The organism is Halosolutus halophilus, from assembly GCF_022869805.1.
In the GTDB taxonomy this organism is placed as follows: Archaea; Halobacteriota; Halobacteria; order Halobacteriales; family Natrialbaceae; genus Halosolutus; species Halosolutus halophilus.
In genome coordinates this window covers 4516636-4540245 of record NZ_CP094974.1, presented here as the reverse complement: position 1 = coordinate 4540245, position 23610 = coordinate 4516636, and the positions used below count along the sequence as shown (strand labels likewise).

General features: G+C 63.5%; 26 protein-coding genes. 14 read left to right on the top strand and 12 right to left on the bottom strand.

All coding sequences use genetic code 11. The features are described from left to right. Positions 1 to 2: 2 nt before the first annotated feature. Together MUG98_RS22455 and MUG98_RS22450 are read right to left on the bottom strand one after the other, a co-directional pair. Complete coding sequence (locus MUG98_RS22455) at positions 3 to 1253, bottom strand: argininosuccinate synthase (RefSeq protein ID WP_265109641.1); 1251 nt, start codon at positions 1251 to 1253, stop codon at positions 3 to 5. 336 nt (positions 1254 to 1589) lie between these two features. After that, a complete protein-coding gene (locus MUG98_RS22450) occupies positions 1590 to 2735 on the bottom strand; it encodes a helix-turn-helix transcriptional regulator (RefSeq protein WP_265109640.1) in 1146 nt (381 codons plus the stop codon). An 85-nt stretch (positions 2736 to 2820) separates the two neighbouring features. Here MUG98_RS22450 and MUG98_RS22445 point away from each other — a divergent pair, with 85 nt between their 5' ends. Continuing rightward, positions 2821 to 3015 carry a DUF7554 family protein gene (locus tag MUG98_RS22445; RefSeq protein ID WP_265109639.1) on the top strand — a complete coding sequence of 65 codons (195 nt, stop codon included), beginning with the start codon at positions 2821 to 2823 and terminating at the stop codon, positions 3013 to 3015. A 70-nt stretch (positions 3016 to 3085) separates the two neighbouring features. Next, complete coding sequence (locus MUG98_RS22440; RefSeq protein WP_265109638.1) at positions 3086 to 3586, top strand: 2'-5' RNA ligase family protein; 501 nt, start codon at positions 3086 to 3088, stop codon at positions 3584 to 3586. 149 nt (positions 3587 to 3735) lie between these two features. Here MUG98_RS22440 and MUG98_RS22435 read toward each other — a convergent pair whose 3' ends face one another. After that, complete coding sequence (locus MUG98_RS22435; RefSeq protein WP_265109637.1) at positions 3736 to 5907, bottom strand: ATP-dependent DNA helicase; 2172 nt, start codon at positions 5905 to 5907, stop codon at positions 3736 to 3738. A gap of 159 nt (positions 5908 to 6066) precedes the next feature. Between MUG98_RS22435 and MUG98_RS22430 the strand changes: the two genes are divergently transcribed. Then, entirely contained in the window at positions 6067 to 6495 is a 429-nt protein-coding gene (locus tag MUG98_RS22430) for a hypothetical protein (protein ID WP_265109636.1), read from the top strand. A 90-nt stretch (positions 6496 to 6585) separates the two neighbouring features. On the opposite strand, the gene MUG98_RS22425 is transcribed toward MUG98_RS22430, so the two are convergent. Further along, the gene (locus MUG98_RS22425; protein WP_265109635.1) at positions 6586 to 7539 is read right to left on the bottom strand and encodes a cation diffusion facilitator family transporter; all 954 of its coding nucleotides are present in this window, start codon (positions 7537 to 7539) and stop codon (positions 6586 to 6588) included. Positions 7540 to 7720: 181 nt separating this feature from the next. Between MUG98_RS22425 and MUG98_RS22420 the strand changes: the two genes are divergently transcribed. Beyond that, complete coding sequence (locus tag MUG98_RS22420; protein ID WP_265109634.1) at positions 7721 to 8254, top strand: metallophosphoesterase; 534 nt, start codon at positions 7721 to 7723, stop codon at positions 8252 to 8254. Between the two features lie 474 nt (positions 8255 to 8728). Further along, positions 8729 to 8860 carry a DUF7859 family protein gene (locus tag MUG98_RS22415; RefSeq protein ID WP_265109633.1) on the top strand — a complete coding sequence of 44 codons (132 nt, stop codon included), beginning with the start codon at positions 8729 to 8731 and terminating at the stop codon, positions 8858 to 8860. A 59-nt stretch (positions 8861 to 8919) separates the two neighbouring features. Here MUG98_RS22415 and MUG98_RS22410 read toward each other — a convergent pair whose 3' ends face one another. After that, positions 8920 to 9936: a threonine aldolase family protein gene (locus MUG98_RS22410; RefSeq protein ID WP_265109632.1), complete on the bottom strand. Its 1017-nt coding sequence runs from the start codon at positions 9934 to 9936 to the stop codon at positions 8920 to 8922. A 116-nt stretch (positions 9937 to 10052) separates the two neighbouring features. On the opposite strand from MUG98_RS22410, the gene MUG98_RS22405 reads away from it, so the two are divergent. The 3 genes from MUG98_RS22405 to MUG98_RS22395 all read left to right on the top strand — a co-directional run bounded on the left by MUG98_RS22405 (position 10053) and on the right by MUG98_RS22395 (position 13003). Beyond that, on the top strand, positions 10053 to 11102 hold the full coding sequence (locus MUG98_RS22405; RefSeq protein ID WP_265109631.1) for a hypothetical protein: 1050 nt from the start codon (positions 10053 to 10055) through the stop codon (positions 11100 to 11102). 158 nt (positions 11103 to 11260) lie between these two features. Further along, on the top strand, positions 11261 to 12406 hold the full coding sequence (locus tag MUG98_RS22400) for an aminopeptidase (protein ID WP_265109630.1): 1146 nt from the start codon (positions 11261 to 11263) through the stop codon (positions 12404 to 12406). 180 nt (positions 12407 to 12586) lie between these two features. Beyond that, positions 12587 to 13003 (top strand): universal stress protein, encoded by a 417-nt coding sequence (locus MUG98_RS22395; protein ID WP_265109629.1) that lies wholly within the window; start codon positions 12587 to 12589, stop codon positions 13001 to 13003. Between the two features lie 11 nt (positions 13004 to 13014). Here MUG98_RS22395 and MUG98_RS22390 read toward each other — a convergent pair whose 3' ends face one another. Further along, a complete protein-coding gene (locus MUG98_RS22390) occupies positions 13015 to 13521 on the bottom strand; it encodes a hypothetical protein (RefSeq protein WP_265109628.1) in 507 nt (168 codons plus the stop codon). Positions 13522 to 13914: 393 nt separating this feature from the next. Between MUG98_RS22390 and MUG98_RS22385 the strand changes: the two genes are divergently transcribed. Next, entirely contained in the window at positions 13915 to 14994 is a 1080-nt protein-coding gene (locus MUG98_RS22385) for a glutamate-cysteine ligase family protein (RefSeq protein WP_265109627.1), read from the top strand. Between the two features lie 65 nt (positions 14995 to 15059). On the opposite strand, the gene MUG98_RS22380 is transcribed toward MUG98_RS22385, so the two are convergent. The 4 genes from MUG98_RS22380 to MUG98_RS22365 all read right to left on the bottom strand — a co-directional run bounded on the left by MUG98_RS22380 (position 15060) and on the right by MUG98_RS22365 (position 18444). Further along, positions 15060 to 16253, bottom strand: a complete 1194-nt coding sequence (locus MUG98_RS22380) for a C45 family autoproteolytic acyltransferase/hydrolase (RefSeq protein WP_265109626.1) — start codon at positions 16251 to 16253, stop codon at positions 15060 to 15062. A 679-nt stretch (positions 16254 to 16932) separates the two neighbouring features. After that, complete coding sequence (locus tag MUG98_RS22375; RefSeq protein WP_265109625.1) at positions 16933 to 17985, bottom strand: tyrosine-type recombinase/integrase; 1053 nt, start codon at positions 17983 to 17985, stop codon at positions 16933 to 16935. Further along, positions 17982 to 18284 carry a hypothetical protein gene (locus MUG98_RS22370; protein WP_265109624.1) on the bottom strand — a complete coding sequence of 101 codons (303 nt, stop codon included), beginning with the start codon at positions 18282 to 18284 and terminating at the stop codon, positions 17982 to 17984. Before MUG98_RS22370 ends, MUG98_RS22375 begins: the two co-directional genes overlap by 4 nt. Next, on the bottom strand, positions 18277 to 18444 hold the full coding sequence (locus MUG98_RS22365) for a hypothetical protein (protein ID WP_265109623.1): 168 nt from the start codon (positions 18442 to 18444) through the stop codon (positions 18277 to 18279). The genes MUG98_RS22370 and MUG98_RS22365 overlap by 8 nt, the downstream gene beginning before the upstream one ends. Before the next feature lie 616 nt (positions 18445 to 19060). On the opposite strand from MUG98_RS22365, the gene MUG98_RS22360 reads away from it, so the two are divergent. Both MUG98_RS22360 and MUG98_RS22355 read left to right on the top strand, forming a co-directional pair. Then, positions 19061 to 19330 (top strand): ArsR family transcriptional regulator, encoded by a 270-nt coding sequence (locus tag MUG98_RS22360; RefSeq protein ID WP_345779782.1) that lies wholly within the window; start codon positions 19061 to 19063, stop codon positions 19328 to 19330. A gap of 237 nt (positions 19331 to 19567) precedes the next feature. Continuing rightward, positions 19568 to 20074, top strand: coding sequence for a hypothetical protein (locus tag MUG98_RS22355; protein WP_265109622.1), 507 nt, complete (start codon positions 19568 to 19570; stop codon positions 20072 to 20074). A 256-nt stretch (positions 20075 to 20330) separates the two neighbouring features. Here the strand turns inward: MUG98_RS22355 and MUG98_RS22350 are convergent, their stop codons facing one another. Further along, entirely contained in the window at positions 20331 to 21155 is an 825-nt protein-coding gene (locus MUG98_RS22350) for a hypothetical protein (RefSeq protein ID WP_265109621.1), read from the bottom strand. Between the two features lie 323 nt (positions 21156 to 21478). Here MUG98_RS22350 and MUG98_RS22345 point away from each other — a divergent pair, with 323 nt between their 5' ends. Together MUG98_RS22345 and MUG98_RS25450 are read left to right on the top strand one after the other, a co-directional pair. Next, positions 21479 to 21943, top strand: coding sequence for a type IV pilin N-terminal domain-containing protein (locus tag MUG98_RS22345; protein WP_265109620.1), 465 nt, complete (start codon positions 21479 to 21481; stop codon positions 21941 to 21943). Between the two features lie 78 nt (positions 21944 to 22021). Then, a complete protein-coding gene (locus tag MUG98_RS25450; RefSeq protein ID WP_345779781.1) occupies positions 22022 to 22588 on the top strand; it encodes a type IV pilin domain-containing protein in 567 nt (188 codons plus the stop codon). Between the two features lie 299 nt (positions 22589 to 22887). On the opposite strand, the gene MUG98_RS22335 is transcribed toward MUG98_RS25450, so the two are convergent. Further along, positions 22888 to 23073 (bottom strand): DUF8053 family protein, encoded by a 186-nt coding sequence (locus MUG98_RS22335; RefSeq protein WP_265109619.1) that lies wholly within the window; start codon positions 23071 to 23073, stop codon positions 22888 to 22890. Positions 23074 to 23188: 115 nt separating this feature from the next. Here MUG98_RS22335 and MUG98_RS22330 point away from each other — a divergent pair, with 115 nt between their 5' ends. After that, positions 23189 to 23608: a DUF8023 family protein gene (locus MUG98_RS22330; RefSeq protein WP_265109618.1), complete on the top strand. Its 420-nt coding sequence runs from the start codon at positions 23189 to 23191 to the stop codon at positions 23606 to 23608. Positions 23609 to 23610: the final 2 nt, after the last annotated feature.

The window sequence follows — 23610 nt, the reverse complement described above, 5'->3', positions numbered from 1 at the left end:
CGTTATTCGTCGTCGTCGACCGCGTCACCGCCGTCGGTAGCGAGTTCGACCTCCTCGTCGTCCTCGTCCACCTCGTTCGCGGCGATCGATTCGTTCGCGAGACGGCGCTGGAAGCCGTGGTACTTTGCGACGCCGGTGGCGTCTTCCTGCTCGATCTTGCCGACCGTCTCCGTGTCGAAGGAGGCGTGTTCGGCCGAGTAGGCGGCGTACTCGCTGTCGCGGGCGACCGGACGCGCCCGGCCACCCTCGAAGCGGATCGTCACCGTCCCGGTGACCCGCTGCTGGGTCTCGTCGATGAAGCCCTCGAGTGCGTTCACGAGGGGCGCGTCGATCAGGCCCTCGTAGCCCTTCTTGGCCCACTGCTGGTCGATCTGCTGTTTGAACTCGCGTTCCTCCTGCGTGAGCACGAGCCCCTCGAGCGCCTCGTGGGCGTTCAGCAGCGTCGTCGCGGCGGGGTGCTCGTAGTTCTCGCGGACCTTCAGGCCGAGCATGCGGTCTTCCATCGTGTCCGTGCGACCGACGCCGTAGGCCCCGGCCACGCCGTTGAGATGCTCGACGAGGTCGACGGGCTCGTACTCCACGCCGTCGACGGCGACGGGGTATCCCTCCTCGAAGGTGATCTCGATCTCCTGGCTGTCGCCGGTGGGCGCCTGGGTCCAGTCGTAGATTTCCTCGGGCGGGACGTAGTTCGGGTCCTCGAGTTCGTCCCCCTCGACCGAGCGACTCCAGAGGTTGGTGTCGATCGACCAGTCGCCGCCGCTGCCACCCTCGACGGGGAGGTCCTTCTCGTCGGCGTACTCCTGTTCCCACTCGCGGGTGAGGCCAAGTTCGCGCACGGGGGCGATCACTTCGAGGTCCGAGTCACGCCAGACGGCCTCGAACCGAAGCTGGTCGTTGCCCTTCCCCGTACAGCCGTGGGCGATGCCGGTACAGTCCTGTTCCTCTGCGACCTCGAGGATCGCCTCGGCGATCACGGGACGGGCCAGCGCCGTGCCGAGCGGGTAGCCCTGGTAGGTCGCGTTCGCGCGAACGCTCTCGAGACAGAGGTCGGCAAATTCCGCTCGCGCGTCGACGACGTAGTGTTCGAGGCCGAGTGCCTCGGCCGTTTCTTCGGCCTCCTCGAACTCCGAGGCCGGCTGTCCGACGTCGACCGTGACGCCGATAACGTCGTCGTATCCGTATTCCTCCTCGAGCAGCGGGACACAGACGGTCGTGTCCAGTCCGCCCGAGAACGCGAGTGCAACGCGTGTCATGTCGTATTCGAGTGAAACGGCAGGAGGGACTTAAGCTCATTGGTTTAAGTTCCGAAAATTATAGTTAGAGCGGCTGCTAACCGAAAATTCTGCGATCGCTGGAACGTTGGAACGAACCGAGGACGTGGGGTAGAGTATAGTACGGGCTCAAAGGCCCGGTCGCGGTCGTCGTGGCCGCCGCGGCGAAACAGCCCCGCCGGTATCGAGAACGATGACCGGACTGCCGTCGGGGCGCCTCATTGGTAGCCCCAAAGCCCCGGGCACTATTAAAACCTACCGGGGTGGCAAATGTTACACGCGTCGGGCGAACGGACGTCCTCCGAGTCGAGGACCGTCTCAGGAGGGGTTCTCGTCCTCGGTCGGCAACGAGAGGACGTTCTCCCGGCCGATCCGGAAGACCTCGATTTCGTCGTCTTCCCGCAGGCCGCTGACGACCTGGCTCGTCTTGGCCTCGGTCCAGTCCAGTTCCGAGACGACTTCCTGCTGTTTGATCCGGCCGCCCCGTTCCTCGAGCAACAGCAGGACCCGTTCCTCGTTGCTGAGCAGTTCGGGCGGCGGGCCGTCCGGACCGTCGGGTTCGGCTGCTCCGTCGGCGACCGGCGGCGACGGCGTACTGGCCGGGTCCCGCGTGCGAACCTGCTGGCCCCTGATCCACCAGCCCGCAGCGCCGACTGACGCGAGCAGGAGGAGGGCCACCACCACCGCCAGCCACGGCATCGACGGCTCGTCGCCGGTGGCATTGGGATCCCCGTCGGTCGTCCCCGGTTCGTCGCCGGTGGTGTTCGGATCGTCGGTCCCGTTCTCGATCAGCACGATGCGGGGCTGTTCGGACGCGAACTCGGTCCCCTCGCCGTTCCAGTAGACCGAATTGTCGTCCGAATCGTCTGGTGTGGGGTCCGGTTCCTCGTTGAGAGCGTACGCGTCCGGCCAGCGGAACTGCAACGTGGTACCGTCGGGAATGGTAAACCCGTATATCGCGTCACCGGCCTCGATCCGGTTCAGTTCGACGTGGGCGAACTTCGACCACTCGAACGTGAACGTGACGTGTCCTAGCTCCTGCGGTGCGGCCTCGTGCTCCGTGCTGACGGAAACGTTCGAGATGTTCATGTTCCGATCGGTCCGGTTCGCACCGTCCGCGACGGTCTGGTTCCACCGTTCTTCCTCGGTCGCAGCGTACGCGTTCGCGTTCTCCTCGACGTCGCTCTGGATCTCGTCCCACTCCTCGGTTGTCGTGTTCTCCTCGTCGATCACGTACCGGTAGTCGACGGTGAACGTCGCCGAGCCGTTATCGTGGAGGAGGACGTCGATGTGAATCTCGTCCGCGTCCTCGAGCTGTGCGCTCTCGTCGGCCCCTTCCTGGAGCGCCGGCTCACTTTGGCCCGCGTCGACCCCACCGACGGTCGACGCGATCGGTAGCAGCGCGAGCGAACACCCGACCACCACGAGCACGCAAAGCAGGGCCCAGCGCCCCTTCCCATCCATTGCATAAACGTGACAGAGCCGCCTAAATAGGTCTTTCCGACTCCGGCAACGGTGTGTTTTTCAACGTTCACGCCAACGTGAACGTATGATCGACTCCCGCGGCGAACTCGAGGTCGAAACGCTGCTGAAAATAATCCTCGGGCTGATCGCACTCTTGCTCCTCTTGCGGATCGTCGAGGCGCTGATCAGCGGGATCGCGAGTCTTCTCGGACCGTTTTTCCTGCTCGTCCAGCTCGCGATCGCCGCGCTGATCGTCCTCTGGCTGGTCGATCGGATCTGAAAGGCCCGGTAGTCGACGTCGACGGACGGACCATCAGACTGATACGCGCCCTACTACTACGAGAACCCACGTGTACAGCGTCAACGTTCCCGTCCCCGGGCGCGTTCGCGAACTCGCCGCAGACCTCTACCCGTCCCTGGTCGGGTTCGACAGCGTTCGCGAGGACCACTCGTGTCTGCTCAAGCGACTCGGCGACGCCGACCACGTCGCCCCGCTCCAGCAGCGCGCCCACCGCGCCCTCGAGGGGGCCCCCGCCGTCGAAGCCGAGATCACCGGCATCGACTACTTCGCCGAGCCGCCGCTGGGCTCGGCGCCCGTCGTCTACCTCGCCGTCGAGAGTCCCGGTCTCGAACGGATCCACGCCGATCTCGCCGACAGCTTCGAGCCGATCGAGGGACTCGAGGGCAGCGACTACGTTCCTCACGTCACGCTGGCCCGCGGCGGCGACAGCGCGACCGCGGCGCGACTCGCCGACCGGGAGATCGAGCCGATCCGGTGGACCGTGACCGAACTCGAGTTCTGGGATGGGACGTACAAGTTGCCGGTGAGTCGCATCCGCCTTCCCGCCTGAGGCCCGGCCGATCGGCACCGTTCCGACTGATCAGTACCGTTTCGACCGATCGACGCCCGCCCGATCGACCCCCGTCGCCACATCCCGCGCTCGATCGGTCAAAACCCGGTATACCGGCGGTATCACGAGCAGCGTCGACCCCCGGCGACTCACGGTGTCGGCTGCTCTTCCCCGTAGGCGTCGTGATCGGCGTAGAAGTTCAGCATCGCGAACTTCAACTTCTCGGGGCCGATGTCGATCAGGTCCTCGCGCTCTTCGTGTGGGAAGGTACTGTTGACGCTGTACTTCCCCAGGTCCGACTTCGCCGCGCGCGAGTAGCGCCGATCGAGCAGCGCGCGGACGCCGACGTCCTCGGGCGAGCGGATGACTCGCCCGAGCGCCTGTCTCGTCTTGCGAACGGTGGGGATCTCGACGGCGTACCGCCAGCCGGTGTCGGTCCCCTCGAACGCCGCGTCGTAGGCCTCCTGGACCGCTTCCGCGCGATCGTCGAGGTGCGGATATGGAACGCCGACGACCAGCACCGTCTCGGCGGCGTCGCCGTCGAAGCTCACCCCCTCTGCCAGCGTCCCCCACAGCGAGGTACACAGCACGGCGTCGTCGGCCGCGACGAACTCCTGACGGAGGTCCTCGACGGCGACGCCGGGTTCGTCGAGGTACACCGTCCCGTCGGAGCGGCCCTCGAGCCGATCGGCGTACCGGTTCGCCTCGCCGTAGTTGGGGAAGAAGGCGAGCGTGTTGCCGGGCGTCATGCGGACGGCGTCGTGAATCGTCTCGGCGACCGTCTCCTGGACGTCGGGGTCGTCCCGCTCCGAGGAGAACAGCGGCGGGGTCTCGACGGCGTAGGTCCGCCGGTTGTCCGCGGGGAACTGGAGCCCGTAAGCCATCGTCACGGGGTCTTCGAGGCCCAGCACGTCCTCGGTGACGTCGAACGGCTGGAGCGTGGCGCTCATCAGGACCGTCGCGTAGACGTCGTCGAAGAGGCGGCCCGTGACCTGCCGCGGGAGGCAGGTGTACAGTTCCGCCCGGCCGTAGACCTCGTCCGTTCCCGCGTCGCGGGTGACCGAGACGACGGGGTAGAGCCCCTCTTTCGAGCCCTCGTTCAACCACGCGCTGACGAACGCCGCCGCCTCCAGGGTCTGACACTCCGTGCGCGTGGCCGTCTCGCCCTCGCGGTAGGCTTCCTCGTACCGTTCGTCGAGTTCCTGCCCGAGTTTCATCGCGGCCTCGAGGTCCGCGTCGATCCCCCGCCCGGAGTACCGCTGGAGGAACGCGAGGGTGAGGTCGTCCCGGCGGTCTTCGTTGGCTATCGGGACGTCCGTCCAGTTCTCGCCGATCGCCTCGCGATCGCCGAACCCGAAGGAGTCCTCGTAGGTCTCGACGAGCGCGCGGTGAAACGCCGAGAGGACGTTCACGGCGTGTTCCGAGCGCGGATCGTCGGTCTCGGCGAGTTCGTCCAGGGCGGAATCGAAGGTTCGCTCGGAGCAGGTCCGGGTCGCGTGCTCGCGGGCGGCGTCCTCGACGTTGTGAGCCTCGTCGAAGACGGCGATCACGTCCTCGGGATCGCGGCCGAGCCACCGGAAGAACTGCTCGCGGATGACGCCGTCTAACAGGTGGTGGTAGTTACAGACGACGAGGTCGACGCCCTCGATTCCCTCCTTCAGGAGTTCGTAGCCGCAGAACTCCTGTCGCTCGGCGTACTCGTAAATTTCGTCCGGCGTGCGAACGTCCTCGAAGAGCCAGCCGAAGAAGTCGTCCGTGTTCCCGGTCAGGTTGTTCCGGTAGTAGTCACAGACGTTCTGCTCCTCCAGATCCTCGAGGCGCTCCTCGATCGATTCGAGTTCGTCCATGACGGCGCTGCGGGCGTCGGCCGCGCTGCCGTCGCCGTCCTGACTCTCCGCTAAGAGTTCCCGCTGGCGGCGCTCTAGCTGGTCGCGATCGCGTTCCGCGTCGACGACGGCCCGGGTGTTGTCCCGCAGCGCCTGACACTCCTCGTAGCCGACGTCGATGTGACACATCGACGACTTTCCCTTGAACACGATCGCCCGAATATCCTCCTCGCGGGTGATCGCGCGGGCTTCGGCGACGAACTGGCGCATCTGCTGATGGACGTTCGTCGTGATGACGACCGTCTTGTCCCGCTCGCGGGCGACCTCGAGCGCGGGGACGAGCGACGAGAGGGTCTTGCCGGTCCCGCAGGCCCCCTCGAAGAGCACGTCCTGGCCGCGGACGAGGGCGTTGTGGATACGGTCCATCGCCTCACGCTGGTTCGCGTAGGGCTGCTCGTATGGGAAGAACCGCATGTACCCGCCTGTGTCGGACACAGTACGTGATAGGTTCCCGCTTCGATAAAAGGATTCGTCTCGATTCGGCGATCGTATTTACGTCCCCGTCGACACGGCTCGCCGGGTGTACGCGACGACTACCAGTGGCCGGCGTACGCGCGGTACAGCGCCAAATAGGTCGAGCGCTTCGCCCCGGATATGGCCATCCCCGGTTACGATTCCGACACCGCCGCGGAGGACACACTCGAACAGGCGGGCGCGAGCATCGCCGTCGTCGCGGGCGTCGTCCCGGACGAGTTCGGTCTCGCGAAAAGCGCGATCGACCCGCCGATCGACGCGCTCGGGGACCCGGTGGACGTCCGCGGACTCGACGGCCTGAAAGCGGTCGAGGCGATCCAGTTCACGCTCGTCTACGATCCCTCGGAACTGCCGCCCGGTGCGAGTCCCACGGACGTCGCGGTCGCCGTCGAAACAGAGACCGACGCCGCGGGGAACGGGGCCGGCGATCGCAACTGGGTGCCGCTCGAGTCGACCGTCGACCTCGAGGAGACGACGGTGACCGCGGTGCTGAACGATACTCCTCCGGGGTCGACGATCGTCGCCGGATACGACGACAGCGCCGAGTGACGACGACAATGGCGAGTGACGACGACAGCGCCGAGTGACGACGACAGCGGCTGTGAGAACCCCTATCCGCGAGGATCGTGACGGAACCAGCTACGGCGATCGGGTTTCGGGTTCGATGTAGATCTTCTCGATCTGGTCGTCGTGGTCCATCAGGGCGAGTTCGATCTCGGTGATGCGTTCGTCGATCGTCCCGGCATCGAGGCCGGACTCGAACTGCACGTCGGCGGTGACGAGCAATTGTTCGGCGCCGAAGTAGACCGTTCGGAAGTCGATGAGTTCGGTGACGCCCTCCCAGTCGGCGACGATCGCGCGGAGTTCGTTCTCGTCGGCTTTCGGGAGGCTTTCGCCGAGGATGAGCCGCTTGTTCTCCCAGGCGAGCGCGAGCGCAAAGCCCATGAGCATGATACCGATGACGAGGGCGGCCCCGGCGTCGTACACCGGATTTTCGGTGACGCGAGTGAGGTAGATCCCGAAGAGGGCGATCCCGGCACCGGCGAGCGCGATCGTGTCTTCGGTGAGCGCGGTCAGGGTCGTCACGTCGCTGGTCTTCCGGAACGCCTCGCGGAAGGTCGTCCAGCCGTACTCGTCCATCTGGTGACTGATTCCCTGATAGGCCTTCCAGAACGCGTAGGATTCGAATGCGATCGCCCCGAGCAACACCGCGTAGTTGACGTAGACCGGGTCGAACGACGCGCCGAACAGGGTCACCGGCTCGTTCGCGCGGTGGACGCCGCCCTCTCTCAGCGCGTCGTAGCCGTGGCGGGCGCTCTCCCAGCCGGCGATGCCGAACAGCATGACGCTCACGAGCAGACTGTAGAAGAACTGCGCCTTCCCGTGGCCGAACGGATGGCTGCGGTTCGCCTCCTGGGCACCGTAGCGGATGCCGACCAGCAGGAAGATCTGGTTGCCCGTATCCGAGATCGAGTGATACGTCTCCGACAACATCGCGGGGCTCCCGGTGAGCAGGAAGCCGCCGAACTTGAGGATCGCGATCGCGCCGTTCGCGAACAACGCGGCGAGAACGACGGAGGTACTGCTTGCCATCGGCGAAAGATACGCACAACCGGATCAAAAGAGTAGGTGCCTGCGACGTCGCAGGCAAGGCCGTATCCGCCAGCGAGAACGGCCCGGAATCGATCGACTGACGCCACCGATCGGGACGACCGTCGTTCGGGCACGATCGCGGGTCGAAAGTATCGTCCCGCTCGCGTTCGAACCCGCGTCTATGATTGCGATCTTTTCGGACACGCACAGCGAGGGCGGCCATCGACTCGAAGGGGAGGCCCTCACCGCCGCACGTGAAGCCGACACCGTGATCCACGCCGGGGACTTCACCAGTTCGACGGCGCTTGCGGCCTTTCAGGACGAGTGTGACGCGCTCTACGCCGTCCACGGCAACGCCGACAGTGCGGCGGTCCGGGACCGGCTCCCCACGGCGCGTGTCGTCGAGGCGGGCGGCGTCCGGTTCGCGGTGACGCACCGCCGCGACGGCGGCGCGACGGGACTGGCGATGTTCGGCCGATCGCGGGACGCCGACGTCGTCGTCTCGGGCCACACCCACCGGCCGACGGTCGTCGAGACGGACGACGTGCTCCTGGTGAATCCGGGAAGTCACGCCCAGCCGCGTGGGAACCGCCCGGGCTTCGTCGTCCTCGAGGAGACCGCGCCACGCTCCGCGGAAGACGCGGGACTCGCGGGCGAACTCCGCGAACCGGACGGCGCGGTCATCGAGTCGTTCGATGTCCAGCCGCGGGCGTAGCGACGGGAGGTAGAAGAGGGCGACGATGGGTGTGTCGGTGTGAACGGGCGGCGAGTAGCGTCAGCGGTGGGATGACGTCGATCGCCTCGGACAACGGGAGGGCGACGATCGCGTCAGCGGGATCGGGTGGATCAGGTGGACGACGCGCCGGCGGGGGTAGCCGATCGACGTCGGATCTGGAGTGGGGTCGCGAAGGCGGGTGGAGGGTGATCGGGGACCAGCAGTGGTCTCGAAATCGTCGAGGGGGGACGACGATCGAGACGCACTCGCAGCTACGTACCACCGGGCAATATAGTCAGCGTAAGGTGAAAAAACGATTTTACCGTCGGAACTGGCCGCGGGAACGACGTGTCGTCCCGGACCCGACGAACGGGCCTGAGCCACCGTAACCGACCGCGTCGACCGTTTCACTGCGAAAACCGGGGCCGATCGACGTCGAAACGGTTTTGCGCGCTGATAGTGTACCAGCGTCGTATGCTGGGCCTCATCCCCGACGATCCAGTCATTATCGTGATCGTCCTGATCCTGCTGGCGCTGATCTTCTTCTTGTACCTGCTCATCCGCCGGACGGTCCTCGAGTTCCGGGACGGGATGCGCGGGCGGTGACGGATCGCGTTCTGTGTACTCCGTCCTTGATTAAACGGGTCGACGCGGACGGACGGCCGTCAGGCGATCGCCGTCTCGATGCGTTCGAGCGCGCGATCGACGTCGTCGCGTGAGACGTCCCTGTGCGTGCAAAAGCGAATCGTCGCCGGTCCCATCGGATTCGCCAGCACGTCCCGTTCGCGGAGTCGATCGACCACGGTCTCCGTCTCGAGACCGGTTCCCGAGACGTCCGCGAGGACGATGTTCGTCTCGGGTTCCCGAACCGTGACCCCCGGGACGTCCGAGAGGCCAGCCGCGAGTCGACGGGCGTTCTCGTGGTCGATCGCGAGGTCGGCGACGTTCTCGAGGGCTCGCAGTCCGGGCGCGGCGACGATCCCTGCCTGTCGCATGCCGCCGCCGAACAGTTTTCGCGTCCGGCGGGCGTCCTCGACGAACTCGGCCGGGCCCGCGAGCATGGACCCGATCGGGGCCCCGAGCCCCTTCGAGAGACAGAACATGACGGAGTCGACGGGATCGGTGAGGTCCGAGGCAGGAACGTCGAGCGCCGTCGCGGCGTTGAACAACCGCGCCCCGTCGAGGTGTACCGGGACGTCGCGATCGTGGGCGGCCGCCGCCGCGGCGGCGACGGCGTCGTGGTCGATCGCGAGGCCGCCGCGCGCGTTGTGCGTGTTCTCGAGACAGAGCAAGCCGGTTCCGGGGCGGTGGAGGTCTTCCTCGACGGCCCCGGCCGCGATCTGGTCCGGGGTCGGGACCCCCCGATCGGCGTCGAGCATCCGGACCTGCAGGTCGGCGTGCTGGGCGAGGCCGCCGAGTTCGTACCGTACGACGTGGCTCTCGCGATCGGCGAGCACCTCCTGACCCCGATCGGTGTGGACCCGCGCCGCGATCTGGTTGCCCATCGTTCCGGTCGGGACGTAGAGTGCAGCCTCCATTCCGACGGCCTCGGCCGCGCGGGCCTCGAGTTCGTTCACCGTGGGATCCTCGCCGTAGACGTCGTCGCCGACGTCGGCGGTGTGAGCGGCCTCGCGCATCGCTTCGTCGGGTTTCGTCACCGTGTCCGATCGCAGATCGATCATGTCGGGAGGTGGTCCCGGAACCGCCCTAATGGTGTCGTTCTCCGAGAGCCGAACTCGCGACCGGCGGCGGCCGATCGACCGAAGGGTACAACTGCAACCGGTTTATTTGCTGACGTATGGTCCCCGATACCCCTGGCTCCGGCGCCGGTTCCGACGGCTACTCGCCGCCTCCACCCGGTGGTCCGGGAGACGATCCGACGGCCGCAGGTGATCCGAACGACTCGCCGCCCCACTCGTTCCCGTGGCACGTCTCGCGCGTCACCGATCGACTCGACGCGATACTGCCGTTCGCGCTGGTTCCGCTGCTGACCTCCCTGCTCCAGGTCGAGCACGTTCGCCGGGCGATCGATCCGGCCGCCAGCGGCGTCTCGATCAACGTCGAGTTCGCCTTCCCGTCGCCGCTCCTCGATCTGTGGACCTTCGCGGATCCGCCCGCGCCGGCCGTACGAGTCGGACGGCGCGCCGTCGGCGGCGATTCGCTGCCGGGCGATGATCCGTTCGCCGACCCGTCCGGTCCGGCCGGCACAACCGGTTCCGGTGGCGCCGACGTCCCCGTCACCACGCCGCTCGACGGCGTGGGCATCCCGATCGAGAGCATCGGCGCCGCCACCGGCGCGTGGGTCGCGCTCGCGATCCTCGCGTACGTGACGATCGTTGCGGTGCTCGCGGCAGTCTACGTCGGCGGACTCGATCGACGACTCCGCGGCGATCCGGCGGCAATCGTAGCGTGTGCCCGCGAGTACGCGCCGCGGTTCGTCCTGTACAATCTCGTCGCCATCGGCGCGATACTGCTGCTCGTGCCGTTCGCGCTGGTTTCCCCGGTCCTGCTCATCCTCGCGCTTCCCGCGGTCGTGGTGGTCGGCTACCTCTTCTACGCCGTGCCGTTCCTGTTCGTCGTCGCGGATGCCCCCTTCGTCGAGGCGTTCCGTCTATCGTACGGATTCGCGGTCGGAGAGCGTGCATACCTCGCCTTCGGTCTCTGGCACGTCGGCGTCGCGGTCGTGTCTTCGATCGTGCTCTCGCTGCTGGTCAGCGCCGGCGGCGGCGGATTTCTGTTCGCACTGGCCCTCGCGGTACTGCTCTCGGTCGTGTTGACCGCCGCGACGGTGTCGTTCCTCCGGGAACTGGTCGACGCGAAGGCGGAACCGGGACGTCGACAGGCGTAACGACGCGTATCGGTCACGTTTCGACGGTGGGTCAGTATTGTCCGCCGACTCGACGCAGTCGCACTCGACGCGAGCGGGGTCGGCGGGACGATCGCGTACCAGCACGTCTGCATTTCGATTCGAAAACGGTATGGCCGCCGTGGCAGAATTTGCGTCACATGGACCCACGCATCCGCGAACACGCCGAGATCATCGCGAACCACTCCGTCGACCTCGAGGCGGGGGACAACGTCGTCGTCGACGCCCATCCCGTCGCCGAAGACCTCGTCGTCGCGTTGCACGAGGTGATCGGCGATCGAGGAGCGAACCCGATCACGACGAGCCAGCGCACCGGCAAACGGCAGCAGCGAGCCTACCTTCGCGCCGCGGGCGACGGTGGCGAGGCGCGTGGCGCCTCGGAGAACGCGAGCGGTGAAACCGCGAGCGTCGAGTTCGACACGCCCGAACACGAACTCGCGCTCATCGAGAACACGGACGTCTACATCGCCATCCGCGCGAGCGACAACGTCACTCAGACCAGCGACGTCGATCCCGAAACCCAGTCGGCCTACCAGCAGGCCCAGCGGCCGATCCTGGAAGAGCGACTCTCGAAGCGCTGGTGTCTCACGCAGTTCCCCGCGCCGGCGAACGCCCAGCTCGCGGAGATGAGCACGGAGGGCTACGAGAACTTCGTCTGGGACGCCGTCAACAAGGACTGGGAGGCCCAGCGCGACCATCAGGAGCACATGGTCGAACTCATGGACCCCGCCGAGGAGATCCGCATCAAAAGCGGCGACGAGACCGACGTGACGATGTCGATCGACGGCAACCCGACGATCAACGACCACGGTGAGCACAACCTTCCCGGCGGCGAGGTTTTCACCGCACCTCAGCCCGACAGCGTCGAGGGCGAGGTGCTGTTCGACATGCCGCTGTACCACCAGGGCCGGGAGATCACCGACGTCTACCTCGAGTTCGAGGGCGGCGAGGTCGTCCAGCACTCGGCGGCGAAAAACGAGGCCGTCCTGACCGAGGTGCTGAACACGGACGACGGCGCCCGCCGACTGGGCGAACTGGGCATCGGAATGAACCGCGACATCGACCGGTTCACCTACAACATGCTGTTCGACGAGAAGATGGGCGACACCGTCCACATGGCCGTCGGCCGCGCCTACGACGACACCGTCGGCGAGGGCAACGAGGCCAACGACTCCGCGGTGCACGTCGACATGATCGTCGACATGAGCGAGGATTCGTTCATCGAGATCGACGGAGAGATCGTGCAGCGTGACGGTACCTTCCGGTTCGAAGAGAACGAGGTCTGAGCCTGCGGAGACCTCGAGTCGGAACGGCGAGCAACGCGAACCGTGGAGACGGCTTCAAGGAATGATGACCGCGACGAACGGAGTCGAACGGACACCAGCATTCAGGCATCGCATTTCGTCGCCGGATTCGATCGCCACGCTATCGTCTGGGTTTATCAATCCGGACTGGGTAGCTCCCGTATGGTAGTACTCGTCGCGTACGACGGCTCCGAGCCAGCACAGAAGGCGGCAGAGCGAGCATTCAGCGAATATGCGGACGAGGAGATCGTTCTACTCCGCGTCGTCGAAGCGGCCGACGGGTCCACGGGCGCGGGGATCGAACTCGCGAAGGACTTCTTCGGGAAACGAAAGGAAAAGGCCTCCGAGGAGATCCAGGAGGAGGTCACGGACCTCGCCGGCGCCGACGACGTCGAGTTCCGAACGGAGATCGCCGTCGGGAACCCCGTCCGCGAGATCCTGCGGTACGCCGAGGAGCACGACGTCGATCTCATCATCGTCGGCAACCACGGCCGATCGGGCGTCTCCCGCGTGTTGCTCGGGAGCGTGGCCGAGAAGATCGTCCGTCGGGCCCCCATTCCGGTGACCGTCGTCCGCTGATCGTCGCGAGGCTACGCGGAGTCGAGCAAGACGACGTCCCCTCGTTGCCGGGCCTGCTGGTACTCACAGCGGTAGGTCTCCATTTCGGCCATCGCCTCGATCGTGAGCGTCTCCGTCTCACCCTGGACATCGGTGCCGGGGGTCGAGTACTCGTTGACCACGTCGTGGTCGGCGTCCCAGAACGCGAAATTGTGGTGGATGCCGTCCATGTTCTCCCAGGTGATCTCGTACTCCCGGCCCTCGACGAGCACCAGCGTCGGGTTCTCTACGTCCGCGATCGGCTCGGGCTCGACGCCGACCCAGCCGCCGACCCAGCCGTCGAACTGGAGCGACTCGACGTCGGCCCACACCTCGGGATCGGTGTTCCCTTCGGTGGTCTCCGCGACGTCGACGACCGGCTCCGTGGTGTCCTCGTCGCCGTCGTCCGTGCTGCCCAGACAGCCGGTTACGAGGGCGATGCCGAGCGTCGCAGTTACCCCAGATAGAAACCGCCGTCTCCCCGCGTCGTGTGCGGCCATCGCGTGGTCGTAGGGCGTTGAGAGACATAAGTTCCCGGCTTCCGTGGATCGGGCTTCAACGAAGCGGTTGGGGCTCACCGAGATACTACGACCCCCCTGCGGCTCCGTATCGATAGACCCGCCGTCGATCGGGAATCGATGCTTTTCGTCAGCGGAATCCGACCACCACACGGGAACACGACCGGCGCACGCAGGCTCAACCGCTTCACCTCGCTCCTCCCTACCAAGGTTTCGACAGGCAATCTCGATGAACGGCCTCCCGCCCGATCGTCTCCGGCGGTCGAACAGATCCGGCGATCGGGTCAGTCGTCCGTTGCCGACGCCCGTAGTACTGGTCCGGTGACGGCTCGCCCGAGGGCCACGCAACAACCGCAGTCCAACGGAGCCACCCCCATGAAAACCAGCCTCGAAGTAGAGTACTGGGTCGTCGACGACGACGGTGATCTGGTGCCGCCCGAAACGCTCCTCGACGTCTCGGACCACGTCGATCCCGAGTTCGTCGAGCCGATGGTAGAGATCAAGACCACGCCCTGTTCGTCGATGGCCGAACTCCGCGAGGAGTTCGTCGATCGAATCAGCCGAGTCGTCGACGCGGCGCGACGGCAGGACAAGCGGCTCGTTCCGCTGGCGACACCCCTCAACGCCTCACCGGCGGAGATTCCGTACCGCGAGACAGCCGGTACCGACCTGCAGCGACGCATCGTCGGGCGGGCGTTCGACGACGCGCGCGTCTGTGCCGGGACGCACGTCCACTTCGAACAGTCCAGCGTCGTCGACCAGCTCAACGCGCTGACCGCGATCGATCCCGCGTTCGCCCTCGTTAACAGCTCGTCGTACTACCGGGGCGAGCGGCTCCTCGCGTGCGCCCGACCCTACCTTTATCGACGCTGTTGTTACGAGACCTGCCCCGAACAGGGCCAGCTCTGGCCCTACGTCTCCAGCGTCGCCGAATGGGAAAGCCGACTCGAAACAGCCTACGACGGCTTCCGCGAGCGCGCCCTCGATCGGGGCGTCGACGGGGCCGCGTTCGACGCGGAATTCGACCCCTACGACGCGGTCTGGACGCCCGTCCGGCTGCGCGACGCGTTCCCGACGGTCGAGTGGCGATCGCCCGACGCAGCCCTGCCGAACCAGATTCTCCGGCTCGCCCGCGACGTTCGATCGATCGTCGCCGATGCGGACGATCGCGGCACCGTCGTGGCGGGAGCCGACGCAGCGCCGACCGACGACGAGATGATCCTCCCCGAATTCGAGACGGTCGAACGGATCACCGACACCGCCATTCACGACGGCGTCGACGATCCGGACGTGCGACGGTACCTCGAGACGCTCGGGGTCACGCCGTCGGCGTTCGCCCCGCTCGCCGATCGGACCACCGACGCACGACTCTCGAAACAGGAGGCTCGCCGCCTGCGGCTCGCGGCAGCCGAGCGGCTCGAAGCGGACCTCGAACGGCGACTCACCTACGCCTGAGGCGTCACGGGCGATCCGCCCGCGATCACGGACCGTTCACCGGCGTCACGGGGTCGCACCACGGCTCATTCGCCGGCGTCACGGACCCGATCGAGCCACCGCCGTCCCGTCCGAAACTCGGGCGGCACTTCCTCGCCGAACGAAAACCGCGTCCGGTCGCGCTCGCAGGGATTGCCCATCACGACCTCGATCTCCGGCGAACCGCCTTCGAAGACCGCCGCACTGGCCGTGGTCAACTGGCCGAACGCGTGCGGGTCGTCCGTCTCGGGCTCCGAGTGGCGACAGATCGAGTCGTCGCCGGGGCCGTTCGCGTGATCCGCCGCGACGGTCCACAGGTCGGCCCGATCGAGTCGGTCCCCGGCCTCGTCCGCGAGTAGCGTCCTGGCCCGATCGCGTCGCCGCTTCGAACTCTCAGTCACGGTCGAGGCCCCGTCCGCGAAGTGGTTCGTCCTGACGACCACCCGATCGTCGTCGACGGCGATCCGTTCGCCCGCGGGATCGATTTCGAGCAACGCGGCGTTCGTCCCGTCGGCCAGGAACAGCGTCTGGGCCATTAGCTGCCGCGTCGGGTGCGACTCGAGCAGCGATCGCGCCTCGGCGACCGTAGCGCACTCCTCGAGTAGCCGCCGGACGACGGTCCCGTTCCGGAGTTGCTCGCCCGGTTCGAGGTCCTCCCGGTTCGAGTCGATGTAGGTGTTCGCTGCGACCAGTCCCCGGTCGTTGACGCCCTTGAACACCATCACCGTCCCGCAGGTGTCAACCGTCAGGAACCCGTGGTAGTCGTCGATCGGCGGCTGCTCGACGATCGACTTCGGTCGCAGACCCCGGCCCGCGATGTCGCGGTTCTTGAGCACGAGCGGGCCGTCCGCGACGGTGACGGGCGGCGAGGCGAGGGCGTTCGTACACCCCTTCGGATGCTTCTCGGTCCGGCACTCGCCCTCGGCCAGTCTCTCACAGAGTTCCGAGTAGGCGAAGACGTACGCCTCGTAGAGGTCCCGATCGACGTCGAGCACGTCCGCCATCGCGTCGTACGCGCGCAGGTGACGATCAGGCAGGCTCGGCTGACTCTCGCGAGCGTATCCGAGCACCGGTTCGAGGTCGACGCACCGGGCGGCGACCAGGGTCTCGAGTTCGTCGATCGCCCACTCGACGACGTCGCGTTCGGTCTCGGCCCGGCGGCGCGCCTGCTTGGCGAACGAATCGACCGCCGGAACTGTCCCCCAGTTCGTGCTCGGGCCTTCGACGTCAGTCTCGTCCATGGCCACACGAACGGTTCGATCGGTTTGTATCGCCGGCCTGTACTAGCTGACGTCCCGCAGTACGGATGTTCGATCGGGCAAGAAGTCGGAACTCGTCGGTGACCGAGTCGACGTGCGAAAACGCTGGGTCTACGCGGTCGGCAGCGGGGGTGGCGATGTCGACTGTGCCCCCAACCAGTCCCCGTGTGATGCCGTCTATCGGCTCTGCCGACACCCCCATTGTTTTGCCCGGTGTGAAATGAAACTAACGATTCGGAGCAGTATCGATTACGAACGGACGGGTTCGAACACGTCGGCCAACTCGAACGCGTCGAGCGTCACGTCGGGACGGATCGACCGACGCACTGCCCTCGCGACTAGCCACCGGCCGCAGTGGACACCTCGCGAGGAGGGTTTCGCATCGACGAACTCTAGCGACATCACCACGACTCGGTCGTCGAATCGATCGATTCGGGCCGTGCTGCAAACACCGTCATTCACGCCGACTGTCGACAGCGCGACGGAACCTGCGTCTCCGGCCGAACCACGCCGAGACGGGGTCGCGTCGCTGCGTGCGACTCGTCTTCATCGAATCGCGCGTAGTCGCTGTGTTCCTCACAAGCGTTCGTCGCAGAATCACGGGCACGATGGGACTGGGTGATGTCGCTGTCTGCGACGGCCGTTGTGGCGTTCATGTCTTTCAAAGATCTGGAAGGTAGTTGCTGCGCTGTTCAGCCTGTTCTCGGTCGGAACGACGGTCGTAGTGCCGATCGAGGATGTCCTCACTGGCGTTGAGTCGATCCTTGACGATCCGCCGTGGGACGTCCTCTCGTCGATAGTAGGTCACGCGACCACTGCGAAGGTCGTGGGGTGACCGCGAGGACGGGCACTTACTCGCATGATCGAGGTGAGTGGCGTCGCACGTGTCGACGTCACGATCGTGGGGGCACGATTCACCACGCCAGCAGGGCCGCGTGACGCGGTAGAGCGTCTTTCGCAACGTGTTCCCTGCGGGACGACCGTACTCCGTCGTGAGCAACGGTTTCCGGCCATGCTCGTCCGTCACGTCGGGCCGGTGGTACTCGATGTAATCCTCGATGTACCGTGCCGCTTTCTCGCTAATTCGGTTCCATCGCGTCCCCTGCTCCTGATTCTTGAGCGGGGTTCCAGTCTCCGGACGGTGAACGAAGTGAACAGCGGGGCCAGAGACGCGCGGATGCGAGCCGTCGAGGTCGAGATCTCGAAGGTCGAGCCCACGAATCGCGCCCGTTCGCGCCCCCGTCCGCCAGAGGAGCATCACGATGATGTGATCCCGCGAAGCCGGTTGTGCGTGTTCGAGGTATTCGAGGATCGCGACCGCTCGGTCGGGTTTCAGCGTCGAATCCGATACGTCCTCGCCGTTTTTCATCGTCGGCAGCGTGACTTGCTCGTACAGTTCCGGGTGCACGGCGTCGATGTTCGCCGCGAACCGCAGGAACCGACGGACCGTCGCGAGTTGGCCCTTGAGTGTGACCAGCTTGATCGGTTCTCGATCGTCTCCGTGACCCTCGCGACGCCACGTCCGGTACTTGTAGATGTCCCGGCCGGAGAGGTCGTTCAGGTTCTCGATGCCGTGTTCGTCACAGAACTGTACGAACGCCCGAAGTCGGTGTTTCGCGCTCCGACGTGTCGACTCCGCGTGTTCGTCACGCATCGCATCGTGGTACATCTCGATCGCTTCATGCGGCGCGATCGGCTCCAAGTCGTCACTCACCGCTGATCACGCTCCTGCCAGTTCTCGGCGCGACCGAGCGAACTCATCGGACTGTCCTCCAGGTCGTCGCGTTCGAACAACCGATCAGCGATCGCCGTCTGGAGCGCGGTGCCGGATTGGTTCCGCGGTTCGGTATCCGAGTAGTGGTGATCGTCGACGCGCGCGGCCAGCTGGTCAATTGCGTCGATCGTCTCGCACAGGGCCGCGTTCTGGTAGCGGAGTTCCGTTGCGATCGCCTCGAGGGCGGCCGCCTGGCGTTCCATCGCCGCGGCGCGTCGATCGCGGTCGGTCTCAGACATAGACCCGCACCTCCGCGTCGATCGTCGCCCGCAGGCTGTCTTCGCAGCTGTCGCAGACGGTGATCTCCCCGTCGGGATTCTCGACTTCGACCTCGCGAACGCGGCCGACCGTCAGCCCGCACCCGTCACAGGGTGGGACGTCGCAATCGGTGGCGCTCATCGGCCCACCTCGCGAGTATCGTGCTGGTTACAGTATCCGGTATGCTTACTGTGGTGGCGTGTCTGACTTGGCATGGTCTCACTGTTGTGGGACCGCGGACTCACCGCGCGCGCCGTTTGTTGGACCAGGGGGCGCGCGCGGTCGCCGTCCGTCGGTGGTTCGTAACGAGTGCACCCCGCCCTCTTAGTAGTCGGAATGTAGATTCCGAAATTCCGATAATTCAGGCTTCGATGAATGACGCCGGTTCGGGCGGGTTTTGCATCCATTCCGTCATTTCCGAAGCGGTTCTGAGAACTGTCTGTAGCAGCCGTGGGTTGTGGGCCGTGGTTCGATCGGTGCGGTCGATCGGGGGACTTTTCCCCCGTAGCGTTCTGCGGTAGCATGCTTCCGTACTCACTTACGGAAGCCAGCGGGCCGGTGCCCCTAACACCGGGTCCGCGTTCTCACATGGACCCGACCGGGCAGCGGCGGGTCCGTCTGGCTTCCGTTGCACTCACTCAGGAACGGGGAGTACTTCAAACTAGTGCATCAAACAATGCACCACAAGGAATCAAATAGCGCTCAAATACCATCGTACCGAGCATTCTAACATGGTGTTCCGTGTCTTACCGAGAGCATGCGACGACCACGGGTGGACTGGATGACGCGAGCCGACGATGCGATCCTCGAGTTCCTGCTCAACGAGGGCAACGAGCCGATCGTCGCGAATCCGTCCACCGTCGAGGCAAATATCGATTACAAAATCTCGCACGTCCGCCGTCGACTCCGGGCACTGCAGGATGGCGGACTGGTCGAGTACTACGACGAGGACCGAGGTCTGTACCGAATCTCCGATCGGGGACGAGCCTATCTCGGAGGAGAACTCAACGCCGAAGACTTGGAGTGAGGCTCTGTTGAAATCCTCACTGGTTGATACAAATGGCGTGCTGAATAGAGAGGATGAGTTCAGCACGACGACTTCGTTTGTGTCACGTCGAAACCGGTGACCCACCCCGCACACTACACGTGCGCACTGATCAACCCGTCCGAGGAACTGGATGCCCGAGCGAGGATGACAACAGCCGATTTTCTTCATGAGTTTATGGTACAGAAAACACTTATTGGTCTTTCAAGATAGTGTAGTATGTCCGATTCAGTATTGTCTCGCTCGTCGGTTGCCGACCTGGACAGGCTCACGTTTGCTGGCTTGCTGGGCGGCATCGTCGTGCTCGGGTTGGCATTGCAGGTGTTCTTATCGACACAAACGACGACTTGGTCGATCGAACTGGGACGTATCGTCACTTTGGCGCCCATCGTGGTTGCAACCCTCGCGTACGTCCGCAACCGTCCGACAGCGGCCGCCTGGGAAATCGGTGCCGTCGCAGTATGGGGGTTCCTTGCCCAGCGGATTGCGGGTATTGCCTGGTTCATCGCCGGACCCGCATTAGCGGGAGAGGTCCGGGTCTCTGCCATCCTGTTGTCCGGTGGCGCTGAACTCCGTCTGGCGGAACTGTTACGGTATCTCGGAACGGTCGCCGTCTTTGCCGGGTTCTACACCGCAGCGGCGTCTCGACGCGATCGACCGATCGTGAGCGTGATCACGCTGTTTGCCGTTCCGGTCGTATTGGTCGTTATGTATGCGATCGTATAGCATCGCTTGACATCTTGGGAGGGCTCCATCACATGGAGAATGACAATTATACGGCCGCTGTGAGTAACTCCCACGCTGTAAGGTACCGATCCGGACTTCGTGGAGAGGCCAACTAAACGGTACATAGATATCCTGTACTGACCGATCACTACCCACGTAGATAGACTCTCAGTCGGTGCCACATTCGCGCTCTGTATTCAGCACGGCTGCTAAAACCTATCACCATTTTAGGGTTTCAACAAGGCCTGGAGTGAGTTCAGAAGCCTTCTCGGGCGAACCAATCCTGTTCGATCCCAAGCGCTCGCGCTGCGTCAGCAGAGATCGTGATCGATCGGTCGCCGAGCGTGACCGGCGCACCGGCGACGTCTTCGAGCAACGCTGCCAGTGACTTGCGATAGGACTGTGATCGATCCTCTATAATCTGTATTCGTGCACTCTCTCGATCCCCATATCCGCGGTTTGCGATGTAGGAGTGAACGAACATCTCGCGGACGTCTGTTGGTGCGTCGTCCAGGTACCAGGGGAGCGTTATGTCGTCGAGCTCTGACTTCTTGCCGATCGGCGCACCCAGAACACACAGTACTCGTCCGAGAATCGCTCCGTCGTCGGCCGGCCGGATCGTCGGTCCACTGTTCTCGTCGGCCTCCTCGTGTGTAGTATATCCGACGTCGGCCAACTCGAGCGCATCGACGATGTAGGAGTGGTATCCCTGTTCGTTGAGCGTCCACTTTGGAATCCAGTTCGTTCGAATGATCGATCCGCCGGAGAAGATTCCCGCGACGAGTGCGTTCAGTGCAAGAAATGCGTCGTCCTCGTACCCGACATCGATCCAGCCTCGATCCCGTGCGGTTTCGATCCCGGCAACGACGTTCGGCGTCTTGCCGTCGGTCCAAGAACGGACCCGTCCTTTCGGTAGGTCAAGTGCGTTCGCGATCGCGGTGTATCCTTTGTCCGGGTTCTCAGTTTGGTATCGGATGACGTCACGATACTCCCGGACTGCCATCCAAGCGTCGTCGTACACGCCACCGTCATAGGTGCGCGCCAAGTCTTGGTCGGTAAGGAGTGCATCCCCATCGGCCATGTGCGATGAGAGTGACGAACGGGCATAACAGTTATTGACTCGTTTTCATTTCGAGAGAATCGCAAGACAGCGGCGCTTCAAGTCACCGCTGTAAATCTTCCATTGAGTTCTGATTATCAACTTTGAAAGCCTTATCAATCTCTGAGAAGGTCACGATCCCTTATCTATAAGTGGGGTCGGTCAACTCCTATCAGTTGACCCCGAAAGAATGGCACGGAAAGGCGACGCACAAGAGGGCTGTCCCAATCCCCTTATAGGCGTCATGCGGTGGTTTCATACTGCTACCAATAACTTTTCCGACCGTTCAGGGGTGCTGTGAAACCATGAACCTTGAAAACTATCGCAAAAAGTTGATCGGAAACGAGGAAGAACGGGCAGTAAGCCCAGTTATTGGCGTGATCCTGATGGTCGCGATTACGGTTATTCTCGCGGCCGTGATTGCGGCGTTCGTGCTCGATTTGGGAGGCGGATTGAGTGAAAACGCGAACGCAGGTGTTGACACTGCAGTAGATAATACAGATGGAGAAGTCACCGTTTCTGTAAAGTCAATGGGAAACGCTGAAGAGATCGTTCTCCGTGGAGATGTCGATGATTCGCTAGTTGATGAAGTTGATGGATCCACTGGTGACTATGACGAGACCAGTGACGCACTGACACAAGCAGGAACGTCAATTACACTTGGATATACTGCAAGCGATGGTGAGTCAGGTACGGTCACAGTAGTTGCAATCACGGCAGATGGTACTGAAACCCAGGTCGCGAGCCAAGAATTTGACTTCTCAAGCTGATTGATGATGCATTGGCAATCAAAACAAATCGGCGACAAAGAAGAGCGCGCAGTGTCACCGGTCATAGGTGTCATACTGATGGTAGCCATTACTGTTATCTTGGCTGCCGTTATTGCTGGGTTTGTGCTTGATCTGGGAGGTGGATTGAATGAAAACGCTAACGCGGGTGTCGACTTTGATGTTGATAATTCAAATAATGAGATCACAGTGACAGTCGCATCCATGGGCAACTCCGATCACATTGAACTTCGCGGCGATGCCGATACAAGCAAAACACTTGATAAAGTAGGTAGTTCCGTTACGCTAACTGGCAGTGACCGTAGTAGTAGCAGTGGTACGATAACAGCAGTTGCCATTACCGAAGACGGTACCGAGACCCAGGTTTCGAGTCAAGACTATAACTTCCCAGAAGCCCCCGAGATCTCGTTCTCAGACGATACAACTGATGATGAAGTAGACATCTCGGTGTCCAGTTGGGGAGACGCAAATAGTCTTACAGTTGAATCCAGCACGGACACTATTGAGATCAGTTCTGGGACTAGTAGTGGAAGTGTTGACGTCTCCAGCAGTGGTGAAGAAGTGACGGCAACAGCCAACTTCGACGATAGTAATACAGAAGTTGGAACTCATATCTACGACAACTAGTAGGCTTTTTGCGGCTCACTTTTTTAATCGGCCTGACGTGAAGTGGATCTCCGGGTCTGTAATATACTAATGTAAATCGAATTCTGGCCACCGTCATTATACTCTCGTCAGGTACTAAATTCCGCACAATTACCGATCAGACAGACCTCTAAGCTCAAACCCAGCTTGATCACTAGCCAATTACGCAAGAAGATATGTATCCCAACTATCCTTGCAAAGTGTGTGCAGCAGGGTTTGACGTGACACTTGTGTCGGACACAAAGAAATTGGAGAAGAGAACACAACTCCATCGGTTTCGATCATATGTCGATTCCACTCACAAGTTCAAGTGTCCACTCGCCCTCGTCAACGTGGCGAATATGGACGTAATGCTCACCCTCAAGATCGTCGTTCTCGTCTAACAGTCCCTCGATGCGCACGTCGTCTTTTGGGAGCGTGATCCCGATCGAGTCCTGGTCTAACTGACGAAGTTTGTTCAGTGCCATATCCGGCGGGCAACCCCCCATCTCATAAAAGTTGGTGAGTATCAGGAATCCATCGGGATTCCCGAGGTTATCCTGACGCTTTCAACGAGGTGGGTGGATCTGACAGCGTTGCACTATGGCAACGGCAAGATTCGGTTCGATCAAGAATCACAAAGGCGTCGACCTCATCGACGCCGTGCTGGCCCCGCTGTTCGTCGCGGCAACGCTCGCGATGAGCGGGATCGGCACGATCGGTATCGACAACCCCATCACGTTCTACATGAGCGACGCGCTGTACTCGGCCAGCGGGACCGAGATCACGTGGGGCTTCGCGATCGCCATGATCGCGGTGGGTATCGCGTGGTTCTCGAATGAGGCGCGCGAGTGGGACGACTTCAGCCAGGAGCAGGCCGCGCTGGTCACCGGGATGGTCGTGATGAACGTCGCGACCGCGCTGGTGCCGGCGGTCAACGACGCGATGAACGGCTATTGGTACGCTGGCCTGCTGTTGGTCATGCTCAACGGGGCGGGCTACTACCTACTGGCGTACTACTGAGG